This window comes from Luteibacter sp. 9133 (assembly GCF_000800155.1).
In the GTDB taxonomy this organism is placed as follows: domain Bacteria; phylum Pseudomonadota; class Gammaproteobacteria; order Xanthomonadales; family Rhodanobacteraceae; genus Luteibacter; species Luteibacter mycovicinus.
Genome location: NZ_JUHO01000001.1, coordinates 703,963 through 722,065 on the forward strand (window position 1 = coordinate 703,963; position 18,103 = coordinate 722,065).

General features: G+C 64.7%; 20 protein-coding genes. 9 read left to right on the forward strand and 11 right to left on the reverse strand.

Translation table 11 applies throughout. From position 1 onward, the window contains the following. Positions 1-17 precede the first annotated feature (17 nt). Genes FA87_RS20630 through FA87_RS02840 form a run of 3 tightly spaced genes read right to left on the reverse strand, consistent with a single transcriptional unit; the run spans position 18 to position 1,489 of the window. Complete coding sequence (locus tag FA87_RS20630) at positions 18-194, reverse strand: hypothetical protein (RefSeq protein WP_156128485.1); 177 nt, start codon at positions 192-194, stop codon at positions 18-20. 8 nt (positions 195-202) lie between these two features. Next, complete coding sequence (locus FA87_RS02835; protein ID WP_043692252.1) at positions 203-1,159, reverse strand: hypothetical protein; 957 nt, start codon at positions 1,157-1,159, stop codon at positions 203-205. Positions 1,160-1,219: 60 nt separating this feature from the next. Continuing rightward, positions 1,220-1,489: a hypothetical protein gene (locus tag FA87_RS02840; RefSeq protein WP_043692255.1), complete on the reverse strand. Its 270-nt coding sequence runs from the start codon at positions 1,487-1,489 to the stop codon at positions 1,220-1,222. Between the two features lie 102 nt (positions 1,490-1,591). Here FA87_RS02840 and wrbA point away from each other — a divergent pair, with 102 nt between their 5' ends. Next, positions 1,592-2,191 carry an NAD(P)H:quinone oxidoreductase gene (gene wrbA / locus FA87_RS02845; protein ID WP_036116006.1) on the forward strand — a complete coding sequence of 200 codons (600 nt, stop codon included), beginning with the start codon at positions 1,592-1,594 and terminating at the stop codon, positions 2,189-2,191. 3 nt (positions 2,192-2,194) lie between these two features. Here the strand turns inward: wrbA and FA87_RS19675 are convergent, their stop codons facing one another. Beyond that, positions 2,195-2,755 (reverse strand): AraC family transcriptional regulator, encoded by a 561-nt coding sequence (locus tag FA87_RS19675; protein ID WP_197062355.1) that lies wholly within the window; start codon positions 2,753-2,755, stop codon positions 2,195-2,197. A gap of 254 nt (positions 2,756-3,009) precedes the next feature. On the opposite strand from FA87_RS19675, the gene FA87_RS02855 reads away from it, so the two are divergent. From FA87_RS02855 to FA87_RS02875, 5 genes are all read left to right on the forward strand, one after another. Further along, on the forward strand, positions 3,010-4,947 hold the full coding sequence (locus tag FA87_RS02855; protein ID WP_081996444.1) for an ATP-binding protein: 1,938 nt from the start codon (positions 3,010-3,012) through the stop codon (positions 4,945-4,947). Next, positions 4,944-5,588, forward strand: coding sequence for a response regulator transcription factor (locus FA87_RS02860; protein WP_036116004.1), 645 nt, complete (start codon positions 4,944-4,946; stop codon positions 5,586-5,588). The genes FA87_RS02855 and FA87_RS02860 overlap by 4 nt, the downstream gene beginning before the upstream one ends. Before the next feature lie 74 nt (positions 5,589-5,662). Next, positions 5,663-6,034 (forward strand): response regulator, encoded by a 372-nt coding sequence (locus tag FA87_RS02865; protein WP_036116002.1) that lies wholly within the window; start codon positions 5,663-5,665, stop codon positions 6,032-6,034. Positions 6,035-6,100: 66 nt separating this feature from the next. Next, positions 6,101-6,874, forward strand: coding sequence for a YdcF family protein (locus FA87_RS02870; RefSeq protein ID WP_036115999.1), 774 nt, complete (start codon positions 6,101-6,103; stop codon positions 6,872-6,874). Positions 6,875-6,934: 60 nt separating this feature from the next. Further along, a complete protein-coding gene (locus FA87_RS02875; protein ID WP_036115997.1) occupies positions 6,935-7,456 on the forward strand; it encodes a hypothetical protein in 522 nt (173 codons plus the stop codon). A 476-nt stretch (positions 7,457-7,932) separates the two neighbouring features. On the opposite strand, the gene FA87_RS02880 is transcribed toward FA87_RS02875, so the two are convergent. Further along, positions 7,933-8,391, reverse strand: coding sequence for a PA2169 family four-helix-bundle protein (locus tag FA87_RS02880; protein ID WP_036115995.1), 459 nt, complete (start codon positions 8,389-8,391; stop codon positions 7,933-7,935). A 173-nt stretch (positions 8,392-8,564) separates the two neighbouring features. On the opposite strand from FA87_RS02880, the gene FA87_RS02885 reads away from it, so the two are divergent. Together FA87_RS02885 and FA87_RS02890 are read left to right on the forward strand one after the other, a co-directional pair. Then, positions 8,565-9,377, forward strand: coding sequence for an SDR family oxidoreductase (locus tag FA87_RS02885; RefSeq protein ID WP_043692260.1), 813 nt, complete (start codon positions 8,565-8,567; stop codon positions 9,375-9,377). Between the two features lie 117 nt (positions 9,378-9,494). Further along, positions 9,495-11,831: a S9 family peptidase gene (locus tag FA87_RS02890; protein WP_043692263.1), complete on the forward strand. Its 2,337-nt coding sequence runs from the start codon at positions 9,495-9,497 to the stop codon at positions 11,829-11,831. Positions 11,832-11,922: 91 nt separating this feature from the next. Here the strand turns inward: FA87_RS02890 and msrB are convergent, their stop codons facing one another. The 4 genes from msrB to FA87_RS02910 all read right to left on the reverse strand — a co-directional run bounded on the left by msrB (position 11,923) and on the right by FA87_RS02910 (position 14,733). Further along, positions 11,923-12,513, reverse strand: a complete 591-nt coding sequence (gene msrB / locus FA87_RS02895; protein WP_036115988.1) for a peptide-methionine (R)-S-oxide reductase MsrB — start codon at positions 12,511-12,513, stop codon at positions 11,923-11,925. A 78-nt stretch (positions 12,514-12,591) separates the two neighbouring features. Further along, positions 12,592-12,939: a glycine zipper 2TM domain-containing protein gene (locus tag FA87_RS02900; protein ID WP_052191112.1), complete on the reverse strand. Its 348-nt coding sequence runs from the start codon at positions 12,937-12,939 to the stop codon at positions 12,592-12,594. After that, complete coding sequence (locus FA87_RS02905; RefSeq protein WP_239708955.1) at positions 12,936-13,883, reverse strand: YihY/virulence factor BrkB family protein; 948 nt, start codon at positions 13,881-13,883, stop codon at positions 12,936-12,938. Before FA87_RS02905 ends, FA87_RS02900 begins: the two co-directional genes overlap by 4 nt. 139 nt (positions 13,884-14,022) lie before the next feature. Continuing rightward, positions 14,023-14,733 (reverse strand): HAD family hydrolase, encoded by a 711-nt coding sequence (locus tag FA87_RS02910; protein ID WP_036115986.1) that lies wholly within the window; start codon positions 14,731-14,733, stop codon positions 14,023-14,025. Between the two features lie 111 nt (positions 14,734-14,844). Between FA87_RS02910 and FA87_RS02915 the strand changes: the two genes are divergently transcribed. Beyond that, positions 14,845-15,036, forward strand: a complete 192-nt coding sequence (locus tag FA87_RS02915; protein WP_043692266.1) for a CPXCG motif-containing cysteine-rich protein — start codon at positions 14,845-14,847, stop codon at positions 15,034-15,036. A 97-nt stretch (positions 15,037-15,133) separates the two neighbouring features. Here the strand turns inward: FA87_RS02915 and FA87_RS02920 are convergent, their stop codons facing one another. Continuing rightward, positions 15,134-16,444, reverse strand: a complete 1,311-nt coding sequence (locus FA87_RS02920; RefSeq protein ID WP_081996445.1) for a carbohydrate porin — start codon at positions 16,442-16,444, stop codon at positions 15,134-15,136. 115 nt (positions 16,445-16,559) lie between these two features. Then, complete coding sequence (locus tag FA87_RS02925) at positions 16,560-18,083, reverse strand: CoA-acylating methylmalonate-semialdehyde dehydrogenase (RefSeq protein WP_043692269.1); 1,524 nt, start codon at positions 18,081-18,083, stop codon at positions 16,560-16,562. Between the last annotated feature and the right edge of the window lie 20 nt (positions 18,084-18,103).

Here is an 18,103-nt window from a genome sequence, read left to right on the forward strand (position 1 = left end):
GATACGTGCAGTGCGCGTCACATCGCCCAGCGCAGGATCGCCGCGACGATGGCTATCAGAGCGGCAACCACGACCACATGTCGCAGGTACGCGCCGCCCGACACGCCACCGTCGTAACTGGCGTCGTCGAATTCATGCGATGCGTCGTGCGGGTGTCGCACGAAGGGGAGGCGGAAGCGTCGTTTTCGGGCCATGAGGCATCTTAGCCGTTACCGACCCGGGAGGTGTTCTTCAGTTCCTCGAGAATCTCCGGGCCGCGTACGTCGATATGGTCGAGATTGTTGACGTAGAAGCGGACGAACGGTTTTTCGGCATCCTTCGGCATCCAGGGCTTCGCCCAGACGAAGACCACGCAATAGCCATCGGCATCGGCGATGAGCTTGTCGAGGCGCGCCCGAAGCAGCTTGCGCACGGGATAGGCGTCGATGTCCTTCGCGGTGAGCGTGATGGTCGGGCGCAGTTCCTGGTCGTCGTGCCGGAAGGGGCGCGAGAAGCGGAGGTAGTACCCGCCTTCTCGGGTGGCCCGCAGCGATGCCGTGCCCCACCAGACCGCACGGGTTCCGGTCAGCTCGGCGGCTTTCTGGCGAAAGACGTTGCGGAACAGCGCCTCGTAGGTGGTGGTCTCTCCACCGATCTCCACTTCGGCCTCGGCGAGGTCTTTGTCGCGACGGTGCTCGAGGAATTTCTGGACGAGCGAGGAGAGGCGATAGTAGTGGCTGGGGCGGGGGGTGACGCCGGGGCGTGGGCCACGGGGCGTCGCGCCCGCTGCCGCGGTATCGCCGGCGGGGCTGGCTCCTGCACGGGTCGCGGCGCTTTCCGCGGATGGGGCGGTAACGGCGGGGAGGCGGCGGAAATGATCGGCGGGGCGTTCGGCCTCGAAGATGTCGGGGCGTTTTTCTTTTTTCGTCTCGTTCGCCGGGTGGGCGACTTCGCAGCTCGCCGCGTGATCTTCGATGCGCCGTGAGCGGAAATAAGGGCGAATGCGCAGGTTCTGCTCGGCTTTGTCGAGGCAGGCGCAGATCAGCTGGGCGGTGCAGGCGTGGCCCACGCAGAAAAAGGTGGGCGCGTCGCCGAGCAGGTCGGCCCAGTAGAGCTCGTAGGCGCGCTCGGCGGTCAGTGGCTCGTGGCGGCTGGGGGTGGTCGCTTCTTCGATCGACACGTTCGTGGTCCGGCGTCCCTGGTTGGGCCCACTTTACCGCGAGGTGGTTCCGCCAGCCTCCTAAAACGCCCCGAACCCGTGCGGTGCTTCAAGGCCAAGATCCCGCCGCACACCCCGCAGAAACGCGAGCACCTCCTCATACCTTCCGGAAGCGACCAGCGCTTCGGCGGTCTCACGACCCAGCACACCGATCGGGTCCTCGCGATACCACGCGATCCGGGCATCTTCGTCGGGCTCGAGCCGGGCCGCTTCACGCAGCACCTGCCAGGCGTGGGATTTGCGCGCGGGGCCCGGCGCGGAGCGGATATCGACAATGCGTGCGTACGACATGCGACTAACCTCGATGCGTTGGCGGGACGTCGCCGATACGCGGCGTAAACGCCAGCGTGCCTACCTTGTCATTCCCGATGCTTTCAAAAGAGGAGATCCACCGTGGCGAAGGTCCTCGTTCTTTATTACTCCACGTACGGTCATATCGAAAAAATGGCCAACGCGGTGGCCGAAGGCGCCCGTGAAGCCGGTGCCCATGTCGATATCAAGCGCGTGCCGGAAACCGTGCCCGAAGACGTGGCCCGCAACGCCCATTTCAAGCTCGACCAGCCCGCGCCCATCGCCCGCGTGGATGAGCTGGAGTCGTACGACGCCATCATCGTCGGCACGGGTACCCGGTACGGCCGGATCACCTCGCAGATGGCCGCGTTCCTCGATCAGACCGGCCCGCTCTGGGCACGTGGCGCGCTCAACGGCAAAGTCGGCGGCGCGTTCGCGTCCACGGCGTCCCAGCATGGCGGTCAGGAAACGACCTTGTTCTCGATCATCACCAATCTGTTGCACCTGGGCATGATTCCCGTGGGCCTTCCCTACAGTTTCCAGGGCCAGCTGAAGCTGGACGAGGTGACCGGCGGCAGTCCCTACGGCGCTACGACCCTCGCCGCGAGCGACGGTTCCCGTCAGCCGAGCGAAAACGAACTGGCCGGCGCACGTTTCCAGGGCAAGCACATCGCCGAAGTGGCCGCAAAACTTTTCGGCTGAGGCTCAGGCTTCCTGCCAGCGCGACCGCCGCCAGTGGCTCGGGCTCTGCCCGACCAGGCGGCGGAACAGGTTGCACAGATGCGCCTGGTCGGAGAGACCGCAGGCCAGCGCGATCTGGCTGAGCGGCTCGCGGGTCTGCAGCATCAGGCTCTGCGCCCGTTCGACGCGGCGACGCATGATGTACGCATGCGGCGGATCGCCAAAGGTGTCCTTGAAGGCGCGACAGAAATAACTGCTCGACAGACCGGCGATGCCCGCCAGCTGATCGATGGTGATCGGGAAGCCGAGATTGTCGTTCACATGAGCGGAGACGCGTCTTGCCTGCCACGGTGCGAGACCCGCACCGACGCGGCGACGAACCACCGGGTCCGCCGGCGCGGTCCGAGTGGCCGGACGGGCTTTCTCCTCACGTTCCAGAAGGGCCGCCACCTGGGCGACGCAGGCACGGGTCGTGGCCAGATCGGTTTCGACGGCGGTCAGGGCCTGCTCGAGCAGGTGGGCGACGGACGGATCGACGGCGCGGAGGCTGGCGGTCCCGGCGAAGGCTTCGGTCTCAAATCGCATCGTAGGCTCCATGTCGAACGTGGCATGGGCCATTCGCCCACCCTGACAGCCTAGGCGCGAAGTGGGGGTCGACAGAATTCTACATTCGGTCGTACGGTCCCATACCAAAGGGTTAACCGATCGACCCGTGCGCTTTCTTGTAGCGGTTGTGCCGTAACGGTCAAAAACCATCACCGGCGTGCAAGACGTCCTGACCCCGTTCGGACACGATCGCGGCCGAATCTGTCTACGTCGCCAGGCCAGAACCCGAGCCCATGTCCCTGAACAGGCCTTTGCACAGTCGTGCCTACGCCACCGTCGCGCAGCCGCGCAGGGGCGCGGCCGCGCTGCTGGTAGTCGCGGGAGCGTCGCTGGCCCTGTGCGTCTTCCTCGTCGACAGCTTCACTTCGCTGCAGGGGGCCGTCGCGGTCGTGTACCTCGTGGTGGTGCTGCTCATGGCCGCCACGGGCAGTCGTCGCGCCATCATCGGCTCGGCGGTGGCCTGCATGCTCCTGACCACGCTGGCCTTCCTGCGTGTGCATGGGGTGCCGACGCTGGAACCGGCCATGCGCTGCGCCGTCAGCCTCGCCGCCATCGCGACCACGGCCGTGCTGGCCCTGCGCAACCGCGAACGCATGGTGACGATCGCGGGACAGGCGCGCCTGATCGAGCTGACCCACGATTCCATCTTCGTCCGTGACATGGACGACGTGATCGTGCTCTGGAATGCGGGTGCCGAGCAGCTCTACGGCTGGACGGCGAACGAGGCACTGGGACGACGGGCCAGCGAACTGCTGGCCACCGCCTTCGCCGGCGATCGCGTCAAGGCCGACGCCGCGCTTTTCCGGGATGGTCGCTGGGAGGGTGAGCTGATTCAGGAGCATCGCGAGGGCCGTGTGGTCATCGTCTCCGTACGCTGTGCCCTGCTGCGCGACGAGCGCGGTGCGCCGCGGATGATCCTCGAGGCGGGCACCGACGTGACCGCACGCCGGGCCGCGGATGCGGCGCTGGTGGACAGTGAACGTCGCTACCGGGGCATCTTCGACACCGCCCGCTTTTCACTCTGGGAAGAGGATTACACCCTGGTTGTGGAGCGTCTCGCCGAACTGCGCGAGCAGGGCGTCGTCGAGCTGGCCTCCTACCTGGAGGCCCATCCGGAATTCATCCGGGAAGCCGCCGGTCTGGTGCGCGTCACCGATATCAACGAGGCGACGCTGCGCATGCTGGGTGCGCATAGCCGCGACCAGCTGATCGGTCCGCTCGACCGGTTTCTGCCCGCTACCGATCGCACGTTCGGCCAGGTCCTGCTCACCGTCCTGGAGGGCAATGGACTGGCCGAAGGCGAAACGCACATGGTCAACCTCAAGGGCGAGCGCCTGACGGTGCTCTTCGCCCTGAGCATGCCGCTCGGTACCTCGCGCTATGACCGCGTGCTGGTCAGCGTCGTGGATATCAGCGACCGCAAGCGCGCCGAGCGGGCGCTGATCTCGATGCAGGCCGAGCTGGCGCAGGCCGCGCGCGTCACGGCGCTGGGTGAGATGAGTGCGTCGATTGCCCACGAGGTGAACCAGCCCCTCGGTGCCATCGTCACGCTCGGGGAGGCTGCTCTTCGCTGGTTGCGGCGCCCCGAACCCGACCTCACCGAAGCCTGCGACGCCATCGAGCGCGTGGTGCATGACGCACGACGCGCCGGTGAAGTGGTGCACCGCGTCCGCAGTCTGGCCAGCAAGGAACCGCGACAGCACGTGCACTTCGATCTCGGCGCGCTGATTAATGAGAGCGCGCGGCTGCTCGAGGGTGAACTGACCCAGCACCACATCGTGCTCGAGGTGGACATCGCGCGCGACGCGCCCATGCCGCGCGGCGATCGCGTGCAGCTGCAGCAGGTGGTGGTGAACCTGATGGGCAACGCCATCCGCGCCATGTCCGCCGTGTACCGGCCACGCGTCCTGCTGATCCGCGGGCGGGCGTCCGCCGAGGGCCTGCTGGTGGAGGTCGAGGACAGCGGCACGGGTATTCCCGAGCACATCGCTCCCCACCTGTTCGACGCCTTCGTGACCACGCGCGGTGGCGGCATGGGCATGGGGCTTGCCATTTGCCGCACGACCGTCGAGTCTCATGGCGGGCGCCTGTGGGCGACCAACCGCTCCGAGGGGGGAGCGATCTTCCATTTCACGTTGCCCGTCGCGGTAGTCGAGGAGGTGCGCGCATGACCCGCTTGCCCGTGGCCAACGCCGCGCGGACCCCTATCGTCTGCATCGTCGACGACGATGCCTCGATCCGCGAGGCCTTGTCGTCCCTGTTCCGCTCCGTCGGCCTCACCGTCGCCACGTTCGGCAGCGCCGCCGATTTCCTCGCCCGCGACAACGCGGATGCGCCGGGCTGCCTGGTGCTCGACGTGCGTCTGCCCGGTGTCAGCGGACTGGACTTCCAGACCCAGCTGCTGGCGATGGAAAACCCCCTGCCGATCGTCTTCATGACTGGCTACGGCGATATTCCGATGTCGGTGCGTGCGATGAAAGCCGGCGCGCTCGACTTCCTGGCCAAGCCGTTCCGCGACCAGGACATGCTGGACGCCGTGACCAACGCGATCGAGCGGGATGCCTCGGGCCGTCGCGATGCCGATGCCCTGCACACGCTGCGTCAGGCGTACGCGTCGCTGACGCCGCGCGAGCGTGAGGTCATGGGGCACGTGACCACGGGCCTGATGAACAAGCAGGTGGGCGCCTTGCTGGGTCTGTCCGAGATTACGGTGAAGATCCACCGCGGCAACGTGATGCGCAAGATGGCGGCACGATCGTTGGCGGAACTGGTCAAGATGTCCGAAGCGCTGGGTGCACACACCTCCGTATGATTCCCACTGGCTGCGCGCGGGCGCACTGTAGCCAGCGTCACTCAGCGTCACTCAGCGCCACGGAGGATTCCAGCTTGGCCGGAAACAGGATCGTCGCGATCGTGGATGACGACGACGCGGTGCGTCTCGCCACCGTGAGTCTGGTCCGCGCGCTGGGGCACGAAGCGCGTGGGTTCGCCTCGGCGGAGGATTTTCTCCGGCCCGGCGGCGACGACGGGGTCGACTGTCTCGTGACCGATGTCCACATGCCCGGCATCGACGGCACCGTGTTGCAGCGTCGTCTCCTGGAGCGGGGCAGGACCTACCCCATCGTCTTCGTATCCGGCTTTCAGGACGACCACGTACGCGACAGCGTCATGGCCGCCGGCGCCTTCTGCTATCTCGGCAAACCCTTCGTCGGCGACACCCTCGTCACCTGTCTCGAAAAAGCTCTGGGCGTGCCGTAGGAGCGCGCCGCGCGCGCGACGTACTTGCGGTCACAATTGTTACCGGCCTTTGCTACGCTCGGCCCCATGACCCTGACCCTCTTCCTGCTCCTCCTCGTCATCGCCCTCGTGCTGATGCGTTTTCGCCGGCGCCTGAGCGGCCGCGTCTTCATGCTGCTGGCGATCGCGTGGCTGTTCTTCGCCGGCTGCGGGCCTTTGACCGGCATGCTGTTGAGCAACCTGCAGTCCGGTTATGCGCCCGACGTCACCCAGTGGGGCCAGCGCAACGTCATCATCCTGCTCGGTGCCGGGACCGTCCGTAGCGGAGCAGGGGGGATCGAGCCGAGCCTCTACGCCAACGGACGCATCCTGCGCGCCGCCGAGTTGTATCGCGCGTGCAAGGCGACGGGTGCGGACTGCAAGGTCGAGGTCAGTGGCGGCGATGCGATGCATCTGAAACAGGCCGAAGCCGACGTTTACGCGATCAGCCTGGATCGCCTCGGCGTGCCGCGTGCGGATCTCATGCTCGAAGCGCAGAGCATGAACACCTTCCAGAACGCCCAGTTCAGTAAGCCGTTGCTGGTGTCCTACGGCGCGGACAAGGTCGTGCTCGTCTCGTCGGCGGTGCACCTGCGTCGGGCGATGCTCTATTTCTCACATTTCGCCATTCATGGCGAACCGGTCCGTGGCGATTACGTGACCGCCCGCTACGACTGGCTGCCGACGTCGGAAAATCTGTCGTTCGCCGACTTTGCGATCCACGAATACGTCGGGGTCTGGCGCTATCGCCTCTACAACGTCATGGGCTGGAACGCGCCGAAGATTCCTGAAGAAAACGCAACGCCGCCGACGCATACGTAACATCCGGCGCCTTAAGCTGTTTTACCGTCCAGCACGAACCCGTACCTGAAGGAGTTGCCCGTGAAGTCTCGCTATATCCTTGCCGCGCTGCTGGCGACCGCCTCGGTGGTCCCCGTTTCCACGTTCGCCCAGGAAGCCGCTCCGGCGCCCGCGGCCAACCCGGCTTCGCAGATCCCGGCTGCCGACAAGCAGGCCATCCAGAACTACGACCTCAACGACGACGTGTTCAACCGCATCGTCAAGGTCTCGCAGGAAGCCAAGGCGCAGGGCATCAAGCCAAAGGACGCGAAGACGGATTTCTCGAAGATCCATTCGCTCGACGATCTGGCCGCCCAGGTGACCAATGCCGATCCGCGCATCGCACCGCTGATCAAGAAATACGGTTTCACCCCGCGTGAGTTCCTGCTGGCGAACCTCGCCGTCACCAATGCGGCCATCGCCTCCGAAGCCAAGAGCAACCCGCAGATGTCCGCGTACGTCGACCAGAAGAAGGTCAACCAGAAGAACGTGGCTTTCTACGAAGCGCACAAGAGCCAGATCAACGCGCTGATGAACGAAGACGACGCCGGTTCTTCGCAGTAACGGTTGGGTTCGGCCTCGGGGCTGCAACGCCGCTCCGAGGCAAGGGACCGAGGCAAGGGAGCCGTCGGCTGCCATTCTTGTCGCTAGGTCCTCCTCCGGCCTTCGCCTACGTGCGGAAGCGCTCCAAGAACGGCAGCGGACGACTCCCTCTCAGCGCGACAGTAATTTGCTAGCCGAGCAGAGCGGGTAGAGCAGAGCGCTGCGGCATCACCTGCAAATCTCGTGAAGTCGTCAATGCATTGCGCTGCAACACGAGGTCCTCTGGTTTGCGCTTGTGGCTTTGCATCCAAGAAACCTCATGAGTGGGTGGGTGCCGTCGGGTGTCGTGCTCAGAGCGATTCCGCACGTAGGCGAAGGCCGAAGGAGGACTTAGCGAAGAGCAGGGTAGCCGACGGCGCCCCTGCCTCAACGGCTTCGCTCCCAAAAAAAAGGGCGGAGCCAAAACTCCGCCCTTCATCATTCAAGTTTCAGCGAAATCAGTTCGTGCCGTGCAGCGCGTGCTTCAGATCGCGCATCTGGTCATGGCCGCTCTTCACCGAGACATAAGCCTCGTTGATCAGCGAGCGCGTGCCTGCGGTGATCTCGGTGTCCTTCAGGGCGTCTTCGTACTTCGCCTTGATGTGGTCTTCGCCACGCTCGACTTCGTCGACGATCGCGGTGTCGTCCTTCGAGCTCATCTTGGCGCGCAGCTCAACGAACATGCGATGCGCCTTGGCCAGCACGGTGCCGTCGTCTTCCGGCGTGCCGCCGAGCGAACGGACCTGCTGCTGCAGACGCTGCGTCACCTGGCGGCGCTCGGAAGCGCGGGCCTGGAAGGTCGCGGCGTAGCGCGTATTCTCGGCATCCTTAGCGGCTTCGCCGTAGCCCTCGGCGCTGTCGATGGTGGTTTCGATGAGGTTGTTGAGAACCTTGATATCGTGGTCGGTGCTGGTCATCGTCTGGGCTCCTTGGGGTGACTCGGGTCGAGTCGTTTCGGGAGCACAAGCTTCGCGTTCCGGGGGTGCACGGAGTCGTGAAAGTAGCGTCGCATGCATCAACACACGTGGGCTCCGTTCATCTAAGCCTGGCGCATACTTCAGCGCTGTAGTGCATCAAGGAAATACTTTCCATGGCATCCAAACGTCGCGCGCTGGTCACCGGCGCATCCGCTGGCATCGGTGAGGCCTTTGCCCGGGAACTCGCGAGACGCGGACACGATCTGGTCCTCACGGCGCGTCGTGCCGACCGGCTGGAAAAACTCGCCACCGAGCTGCGTGACAGTTACGGCGTCGAGGCGATCGTCGCGCCGCTCGACCTCGCGCGGACGGACGGCCCCGAGGCACTGGTCGCCGCGCTCGACGCGCAAGGCCTCACGATCGATGTGCTGATCAACAACGCGGGCTATGGCGTCACGAGGTATTTCGAAGAGCAGCCCTGGACGGCGCATGCCGCCTTTATTCAGGTGCTGATGACCGCACCCAAGGAGCTTGCCTGGCGCCTCCTGCCGGGCATGAAAGCGCGTGGTTACGGCCGGATCGTCAACGTCGCCTCGCTGGCCGGTCATGTGCCCGGTTCGGCGGGGCATACCCTTTATGCGGCCTCCAAGGCCTACATGATCAAGTTCTCCCAGTCGCTGGCGCTGGAGGGCAAAGGCACCGGCGTGCACGCCACGGCCGTCTGTCCCGGCTTCACGTATTCGGAGTTCCACGACGTCACCGGTTCCCGCGAGCTGGTGTCGAAAATGCCGTCGTATCTGTGGATGGATGCGGCGACCGTGGCCCGCCAGGGGCTGGATGCCGTTGACTCGGGCACGGCGGTTTACGTGAATGGCTGGGTCAATCGCGTCATCAAGACCCTTTTCAAACTGCTGCCCGACGGCGTGGCCCTCGCCATGGTGGAGCGGCAGGGCAGGCGCTTCCGGGCCGGTCCCCGCAGCCACTGAGGGCCTGCGGCGGCCCAGGCCCATGACCTATGGCATACGCCGGGCGCCCCGGCGGCGGCTAGCCTCGTCCGGTTCGCGGCGCGCCCTGCGCCGTTGTCGCTGTCATGGGGACCCCACATGTCGACCAAACGCAACGCGGCGCTTTCCGGCGCCGTCCTCCTCGGACTGATCGGGGCTTCCGCCTCGGCCCAGACCGTTACCACGGACGATTACAAGCGCGCCGATTCCTTCCTCGGCAACGCGGCCACCCTGGTGGACCACTCGGTCCAGCGCGTCACCTGGATCGATGACGGCCACTTCTGGTATCGCGACCACGACAAGGACGGCGATCAGTTCATCACGGTGGATGCCGCCACGGGTCAGGCATCACGCGCGTTTGATCGCGACAAGGTGGCGGCGGCGCTGAGCACCAGCACCGGCAAGAAGGTCGATGCGGGCAAGCTCCCGGTCAGCGCCTTCACGGTACGCCCTGACGACGGCCTCGACATTACCTCTCGCGGCAAGAACTACAGCTGCGACAAGGCCATCGGCAAGTGCGAGCTGGCGGCGGTCAGGAAAGACGCCAACGGCAAGGCCTACGGCGAAGAGCCGGGCCTGAAGTCGCCGGACGGCAAGTCCGAAGCCTTCATCCGCGACTGGAACCTGTGGACGCGCGACCTGGCCAGCGGTGCCGAGACCCAGCTGACCACCGACGGGATCAAGGACTTCGGTTACGCCACCGACAATGCCGGCTGGAAGCACACCGACGAGGCGATCCTCGTCTGGTCGCCGGACTCGAAGAAGATCGCCACGTTCCAGCAGGACCAGCGCAAAACCGGTGAGATGACCCTGGTCAGCACCAATGTAGGACATCCGAAGGTCGATACCTGGAAATACCCGCTGCCGGGCGACAAGGACGTGACCATGATCGAGCGCGTCGTGATCGACGTGCCGACGAAGAAGGTCGTCCGTTTTAAGATGCCCGCCGATCAGCACCGCTCGACCTTGTGCGACGACGTGTCGTGCAGCCCGGGCGTGTGGGACGATGTGCGCTGGTCCGCCGACGGCAGGAGCATCGCGTTTGTCTCCACCTCGCGCGACCACACGCATGAGTGGTTCCGTGTCGCCAACCCGGAGACCGGCGACGTGCGCACGGTGTTCGAGGAAAAAGCGAAGACGTATTACGAAAGCGGCAACGGCATGGCCAACTGGCAGTACGTGCCCGAGACCGACCAGGTGATCTGGTTCTCCGAGCGGAGCAACTGGGGTCACCTGTACATGTACAGCCTGAAGACGGGCAAGCTCGAGTCGCAGATCACGAAGGGCGACTGGAACGTCACCGAAGTGCTGCGCATCGATCCGAAAACGAAGACGATCTGGTTCCGTGGCGTCGGCCGCGAGAAGGGCATCGATCCGTACTACCAGCAGTTCTACAAGGTGGGCTTCGACGGCAAGGGCCTGACTCTGCTGACGCCGGAAAACGCCGATCACAGCGTCTCGCTGTCGAAGGACGGCACGTACTTCTTCGACTCGTATTCGACGATCGACACGCCGCCGGTAGCGGTGGTGCGTCGTGCCGACACGGGTGCCACGGTGAAGGAAGTGGCACGCGCGGACATCTCGCGTCTCAAGGCGATCGGCTGGGTGCCACCCACCGCGTTCACGGTGAAGGCACGTGACGGCAAGACCGATCTCTACGGCCAGATGTTCAAGCCATCGAAGTTCGATCCGTCGAAGAAATACCCTCTGATCGTCTACATCTATCCGGGTCCGCAGACCGGCTCGGTGCGCACGCGCAGCTTCGCTCCCGCACACGGCGACAACCAGGCGCTGGCTGAACTGGGCTTTGTCGTGGTGGCCGTCGATGGCATGGGTACGCCGTGGCGCTCGAAGGCCTTCCACGACGCCTATTTCCAGAACATCGGTGACAACACGCTGCCGGATCAGGTGCTGGCGGTAAAGCAGCTGGTGCAGAAGTACTCGTGGCTGGACGGCGACCGCGTGGGTATCTGGGGTCACTCCGGCGGCGGAAACGCCACGGCGACCGCGATGTTCCGCTATGGCGACGTGTTCAAGGTCGGTATCTCGGAGTCGGGCAATCACGACAACCGCAACTACGAAGACGACTGGGCCGAGAAGTGGCAGGGTCTTCTGGTTACCGACAAGGACGGCAAGAGCAATTACGACGACCAGGCCAACCAGAAGTGGGTCTCGGGTCTGAAGGGTCACCTGATGATCGCGCACGGTACGTTCGACGATAACGTCCCGCCGTACGAGTCGCTGCTGGTGGTCGATGCGCTGATCAAGGCGAACAAGGATTTCGACCTCGTCATGATCCCGAACGCGCATCACGGTTACGGTGACGCGACGACGTACATGACACGCCGCCGTTGGGATTACTTCGTGCGTTACCTCAAGGGGGAAACGCCGCCGAAGGAATTCCAGCTGACACCGATGCCGCCACGGGGTGGCTGATTAAAAAGAGGGCCGCCGAAAGGCGGCCCTTTTCGTTGTATTCGCCAGCGCGGGCCGGCTCCCACCAAGCCGGTATGCCTGACGTACGCACTCAGGCAGTCACGGCGGCGAACCGCATCGCCCCGGCATTCATGCAGTACCGCAGCCCCGTCGGGTCCGGGCCATCGTCGAACACGTGGCCCAGGTGGGCATCGCACCGCGCGCACTTCACTTCGATCCGCTCCTCGATCAGGCTGCGGTCGGTTTTCTGAACGATGTTCCGCTTCGAAATCGGCTGCCAGAAACTCGGCCAACCCGTGCCCGACTCGAACTTCGTCGCCGAGTCGTAGAGCGCCGTGTCGCAGCCGATGCAACGGTAGATACCGTTGTCATGCCGGTCCCAGTTCTCACCGGTGTAGGCCGGCTCGGTACCCTCGTGCCGGGTGATGTAATACGACTTGCTGCTGAGCTTGGCTTTCCACTGGTCGTCGGTCAGCACCACGCGCGCCTCGACCTTCGCTCCCAGCGGCTTCTTGTCGGCGGCGAATTCGTCGATCGTCACCGTGCCACCCGGGGACGGCGGGGCGTCGGCAGCCATCGCCGGGCGCGTGGCGCGGAAGAGGAAGGGCAGGGAAGCGGATGCCGCGACGGTGGCGGCGAAGACGCCCAGGAAGCGGCGGCGGGCAGGATCGGCGTTGCGCATGGAGCCTCCGGAAAGCAGGGAGGGCGCTCGGTGGCGCCCTCCCTATAAGACCGGCCCTTGCGGGTCTGGCTTACACGATCAGTCGTTGACCCAATGGCACTCGCGGTGGGTTTCGTACTGGGCGTTCTTGTTCTGGTGGTTCTTCTGAACCTGATTGCCGACGTAGCCGCCGGCGACAGCACCACCGACGGTCGCAAGGGTCTTGCCCTTACCGCCACCGACCTGATGGCCGAGCAGGCCGCCAGCCACGGCGCCAACGCCGGTGCCGATCAGGCGATTGTCATCCTTGGACTGGATCTCCTTGGTCTGGACGTCGCGGCAGACCTGATGCTGGCTGCGACGCGTCTGGGCATCGGCCGGCGGGGCGGATACGGCGGCGCCCGTGGCGACAACGAACATGGCGGCGGCGAGTAAATGGGTCTTCATGATCTGTCCTCTCTCTGGGGCTGCGACAGGGATACCTCCGGCCTCGTGATGGGGGGGTCAATCCCGCCCTCCGGAGCCGTTCTGGTGGACATTGCGTATGGCCGCGGTTTAATCGGCGTGCCCCGGGCCTCCGCGACCGCTTCGGTCAGTTCGGCCCCGAGCAACAGGATCAGCGCCGAGTAATAGACCCAGACCAGCAACACGACGACGCTGCCGGCGGGCCCGTACGGGCCGCCCACATTGCTGCGCTCCAGGTAGATACCGATCGCGAACTTGCCGACGACGAAAAGCAGGGCGGTCAGGCTGGCACCGATGACCGCGTCGCGCCACTCGATGATCGCGTCCGGCAGCACCTTATAGATGGCGCCAAAGATGACGACGAACACAGCCAGCGAGATCGCCGTCTCCAGCACATGCCAGCCGGTGGTGCCGCCACGGACGAAGACCGCGATCATCGCGCTGGCCGAGAAGGAGATCACCAGCAGGAAGGCCAGCGACAGCAGCAGGCCGAGCGCGTGCAGCCGGGCCCGCAGCCAGGTCAGAATCGCGTGCGAGGCTTTGCCGGGGCGTGGCTGCAGGCTCCAGACCCGGTTGAGCGCGCCCTGCAACTGGGCGAATACGGCGGAAGCGCCGATCAGCGTGACGCCAAGGCCGATCACCCCCGCCATGCTGCCGACATTGGGCTTCTGCTTGGCGTTCTCGATGACGAGCTTCACGGCATCCGAGGCGCGGGAGCCCACCAGACCGGTCAGGCTGTCGATCAGCTGCGCCTGCCACTCGGGGCGCAGTGAGGCGACCACCCAGAGCAACAGCACGAGCAGCGGCGCGAAGGACAACGCGGAGTAGAAGGCGAGGGCGGCGGCCCGCGTCATCAGCTCATCGTCACTGAACCCCTTTATGGTGGTTCGGACCACCCGCCATCCCATCTTCAACCTCGAATCCACGTGCCTGCCTCCCGTTTGTTTCATCGGGCAGCTTCGCGGCAATCGCGCGAAATTGGCGTGGAATGTGGGAGCGCGCCCTTTGGGCGATGGGCGGGGCGACGTCACCGCTTCGTTGGCTTTTCGCGCGCGGGGCGCGCTCCTACGGCGCGCGGGTGTGCATGGTGGCAATGGCTGCGGGGATGGCTTCAGCGCCGGCGACCTCGATCACCCGGTCGCCCATGGCGAAATCGGCCACCATCTCGTGTGCCCAGGTGCTGTGATACGGCATGTAGACACCCCAGCCGCCCAGTGCGACCACCGGGGCGATGTCGGATTTCAGCGAGTTGCCGACCATGGCGAAGCGGTCCGGCGTGAGCTCGAACTCCCGGAACAGGCGCGTATAGGTTGCCGTGTCCTTCTCCGAGACGATCTCGATCCGGTGGAAGACGTCGGCCAGCCCGCAGCGCGCCACCTTGGCCTCCTGGTGGAAAAGGTCGCCCTTGGTGATCAGCACCACGCGATGGTGGGCGGCCACGGCCTCCACGGCCTCACGGATACCCGGCAGCAAATCGACAGGATGGCTCAGCACGTCCTTGGCCAGCCGCACGATACGGTGGATATCCCGCGCCTCGATCCGGCCATCGGTCAGCTCGATGGCCGACTCGATCATCGAGAGGGCCATGCCCTTGGCGCCGTAGCCGAACAGCGCGATGTTACCGCGCTCGGTCGCCAGGAGCGATGCGCGCAGGCCATCCGCCGTCAGATCCACGTAACGACCAAGGATGCCTTCGAAGGCCGCCTGTGCGTCGTCGTAGAACTCCTGGCTGCGCCAGAGCGTGTCGTCGCCGTCGAAGCCGACCAGATCGATCATGAATACAGATCCTGCAGGAGCGCGCCTTGCGCGCGATAACCGTAAAGCGGAACCTACAAGCTTGGCGCGAAAGCGGTTCGCGCGCAAGGCGCGCTCCTACAGGGTCCCTATATGTACGAATTCACCGATATTGCCTGTCCCTATTGCGGGGAAACCATTGAGATCGCCGTCGATACGTCGGGCGGCAGCCAGACGTATATCGAGGATTGTCAGGTGTGCTGCCGGCCGATCGTGATACGGCTGGCGGTCGACGAAGGGGATGACACTTTCGACCTGACCGCTTCGGCGGAAAATGACGGGTGAGGTCGTTCCGTCGGGAGCTGACCCTGCTCACGATAGCCCGGATACGAAAAGGCCCGGGTTTCCCCAGGCCTTTCCGATCAACCACCGATGAGATCGCTTAGAACGCGACCGACATCTTCAGGCCGAGGATGAACGCGTCATCGTTCTGCTTGCTGCCGCCCGGATCCTTGATGTACTGCAGGTTGGGACGCAGTGCGATCGAGGGAATCGGCGAGTAGCTGTAGAACACTTCGGCAACCTTCTCGTAACCGTCGTTGACGACGGTGTCGGAGCCGGTGATCGAGTTGATCAGACGCTGGTTCTTGGCAGCGTAGCCGCTGGCGTGCGAACCACCGATGGCCGCGCCGATGAAGTCGTTCGGGCGATCGAAGATGCCCTTGTACTCCATGCCGAGCGAGATCTGGTTGTTCGTCGTCGAGGTGGCGTGGTCGGCCGAAGCGATGTTCAGGAACACCGTGGTGCCCTTGCCGCCGGCTTCGCCGTTGACCTGCTGCTGGAAGGTGATCCACGCGCCCTTGCGGGAGTCGTGCTGCAGCGCGCGGCCACCGAACTCGGCGAGCGGCTGATGATCGGTGTTGAGGTACAGGTCGTCACCCTTGGAGGTGTTGTACCAGACGCCGGCGCGGTACGAACCCGGCAGGCCGTTGACCGACGGCTTCCAGCCGAATTCCAGAGGAATCAGCGCGCCGGTGGTGCCGCTCGGGAAGTTCGGCTTCAGACCGTTGTGCGACGCGTAGGAGTCGTCGACGTATTTCGGGTTGACCTGATACGCGGCGATCTGCACGAAGGTTTCCTTCGTGGTGTCGAACTTGATGACCGTCGCCCACTGGCTGGTCGGCCAGTTGACCCAGTAATCGCCGACGATGTTACCCGGCTGCGCGCCGCAGAACGTCAGGTTCTGGAAGTCGCACGAGAACTGGTTGATGTCTTCACCGACCGGCAGACGGCCGATCTTCCAGGTCAGGCGGTCGTCAAAGAACTTCTGCACCAGCGAGAAGACCGTCAGGTGCCAGGTCTGGCCACGGCCGTAGACTTCCTGGATCAGCTGGTTGTTGCCGATGTTGGCGTCGGCACCGATGTTGCGACCGTTACGGTCGGTAACGACGATGTTGAACGCGGCGCCGTTCCAGCCCCAGAGTTTCTGCAGATCGAACGAAGCGCCCAGCTTCCACTGGTCGGTGTAACGCGTGATGTTCTTCGTGCCGCCGGAGTAGTTGTGCGCGGCTTCGCCACCGTACCCGAGGTCGAACTTGACGCCGGCGTCTTCGAGACGCGTGCGCTCACCGTTCCAGTCGCCGAACAGATATTTGCTGGTCGAGAGGTCGTCGGCATGCGCCGCCGTAGCGCCCAGACCGAGGCATGCGAGAAGCACGCCCGCGATGGGACCCTTTGCGAGTTTGTTGAGCATGTACCCTTCTCCCTGAAAAAATTATGCTTTTACGTTTATGGCTTTTGATTATCTTGGTTGCAATGCACAATGCTCCCCGCGCATTCAACCGCCGCATAATAATGTTTTTGTCAGACTAATGTGTGGGCATCGCGAATTCGGCTCCCGCGCTTTCATCGTGGTTCAGCCAACGCTGTGTAACGGCTTTCTGCCTCGTGTAGAACCGCACCGACTCGGGGCCATGCGCGTGATGATCGCCCATGAGGCTCTTTTTCCAGCCCCCGAAGCTGTGAAAAGCCATCGGTACGGGGATCGGTACATTAATTCCGATCATGCCGACCTGAACGCGATGGGCAAATTCGCGCGCCACCTGTCCATCCCGTGTGAAAATCGCCGTTCCGTTTCCGAATTCGTGATCGTCGACCAGTTTCAGCGCACTGGCGAAATCCGGCACGCGAACTACGCATAGCACCGGCCCGAAAATTTCTTCCTTATAAATGCGCATGGCCGGCGTCACGCGGTCGAACAGCGTGCCGCCGACGAAGAAACCCTGCTCGCAGCCCGCCACCTGATAACCACGTCCGTCGACCACGAGCTCCGCACCGGCCGCTTCGCCGTCGTCGATGTAGCTGGTGATGCGATCGCGATGCACGCCGGTCACGACAGGTCCCATCTCGATGGTCTCGTCCAGGCCGTTGCCGATGCGCAGGGCCTTCACGCGGGGGGCGAGCTTTGCCACCAGTGCGTCGGCGGTCGCTTCGCCGACAGCGACGGCGACCGAGATCGCCATGCAGCGCTCACCGGCGGCGCCGTAGCCGGCACCCATCAAGGCGTCGGCGGTCTTTTCAAGATCCGCGTCGGGCATGACGATCATGTGGTTCTTGGCGCCGCCCAGAGCCTGCACGCGCTTGCCCTTCGCCGAACCTTGCGCATAGATGTATTCGGCGATCGGCGTCGAGCCGACGAAGCTGACCGCGCGAACCAGCGGGTGATCGAGCAACGCGTCCACGGCGGTCTTGTCGCCATGGACGACATTGAAGACGCCGTCGGGGAGTCCTGCCTCCTTGAGCAGCCTGGCCAGCTCGACGCCGAGCGACGGATCGCGCTCGGAGGGCTTCAGCACGAAGGTATTGCCGCAGGCGATGGCCATGGGGAACATCCACATGGGCACCATCGCGGGGAAGTTGAACGGCGTGATGCCCGCGCAGACGCCCAGTGCCTGGCGCATGGTCCAGGCGTCGATGCCGTTGGCGATCTGCTCGGTGTACTCGCCCTTGAGCAATTCGGGAATGCCGCAGGCGTATTCGACGACCTCGAGGCCGCGCACGATCTCGCCCTTCGCGTCGGACAGCACCTTGCCGTGCTCCGCGACGATCACGCGCGCCAGGCGATCCATGTCGCGCTCGATCAGGTCCTTGAAGCGGAACATCACGCGCGCGCGCTTGAGTGGCGGTGTTTCCGACCAGGCGGGGAACGCGGCGTGCGCCGCGCGCACCGCGACGTCGATATCGTCGACGGAGGCGAGCTCGACCTCGGCGGCGGGCACGCCGCGCGCGGGGTCGTACACCGGGGCGGTGCCCGCGGGCGAACCACTGTACGGCTTGCCGGCGATGAAGTGGCCGATGCGGGGGAGGGACTGGGTGGACGGCTGGGCGGACATGCTCTGTTTACTCCGATGGC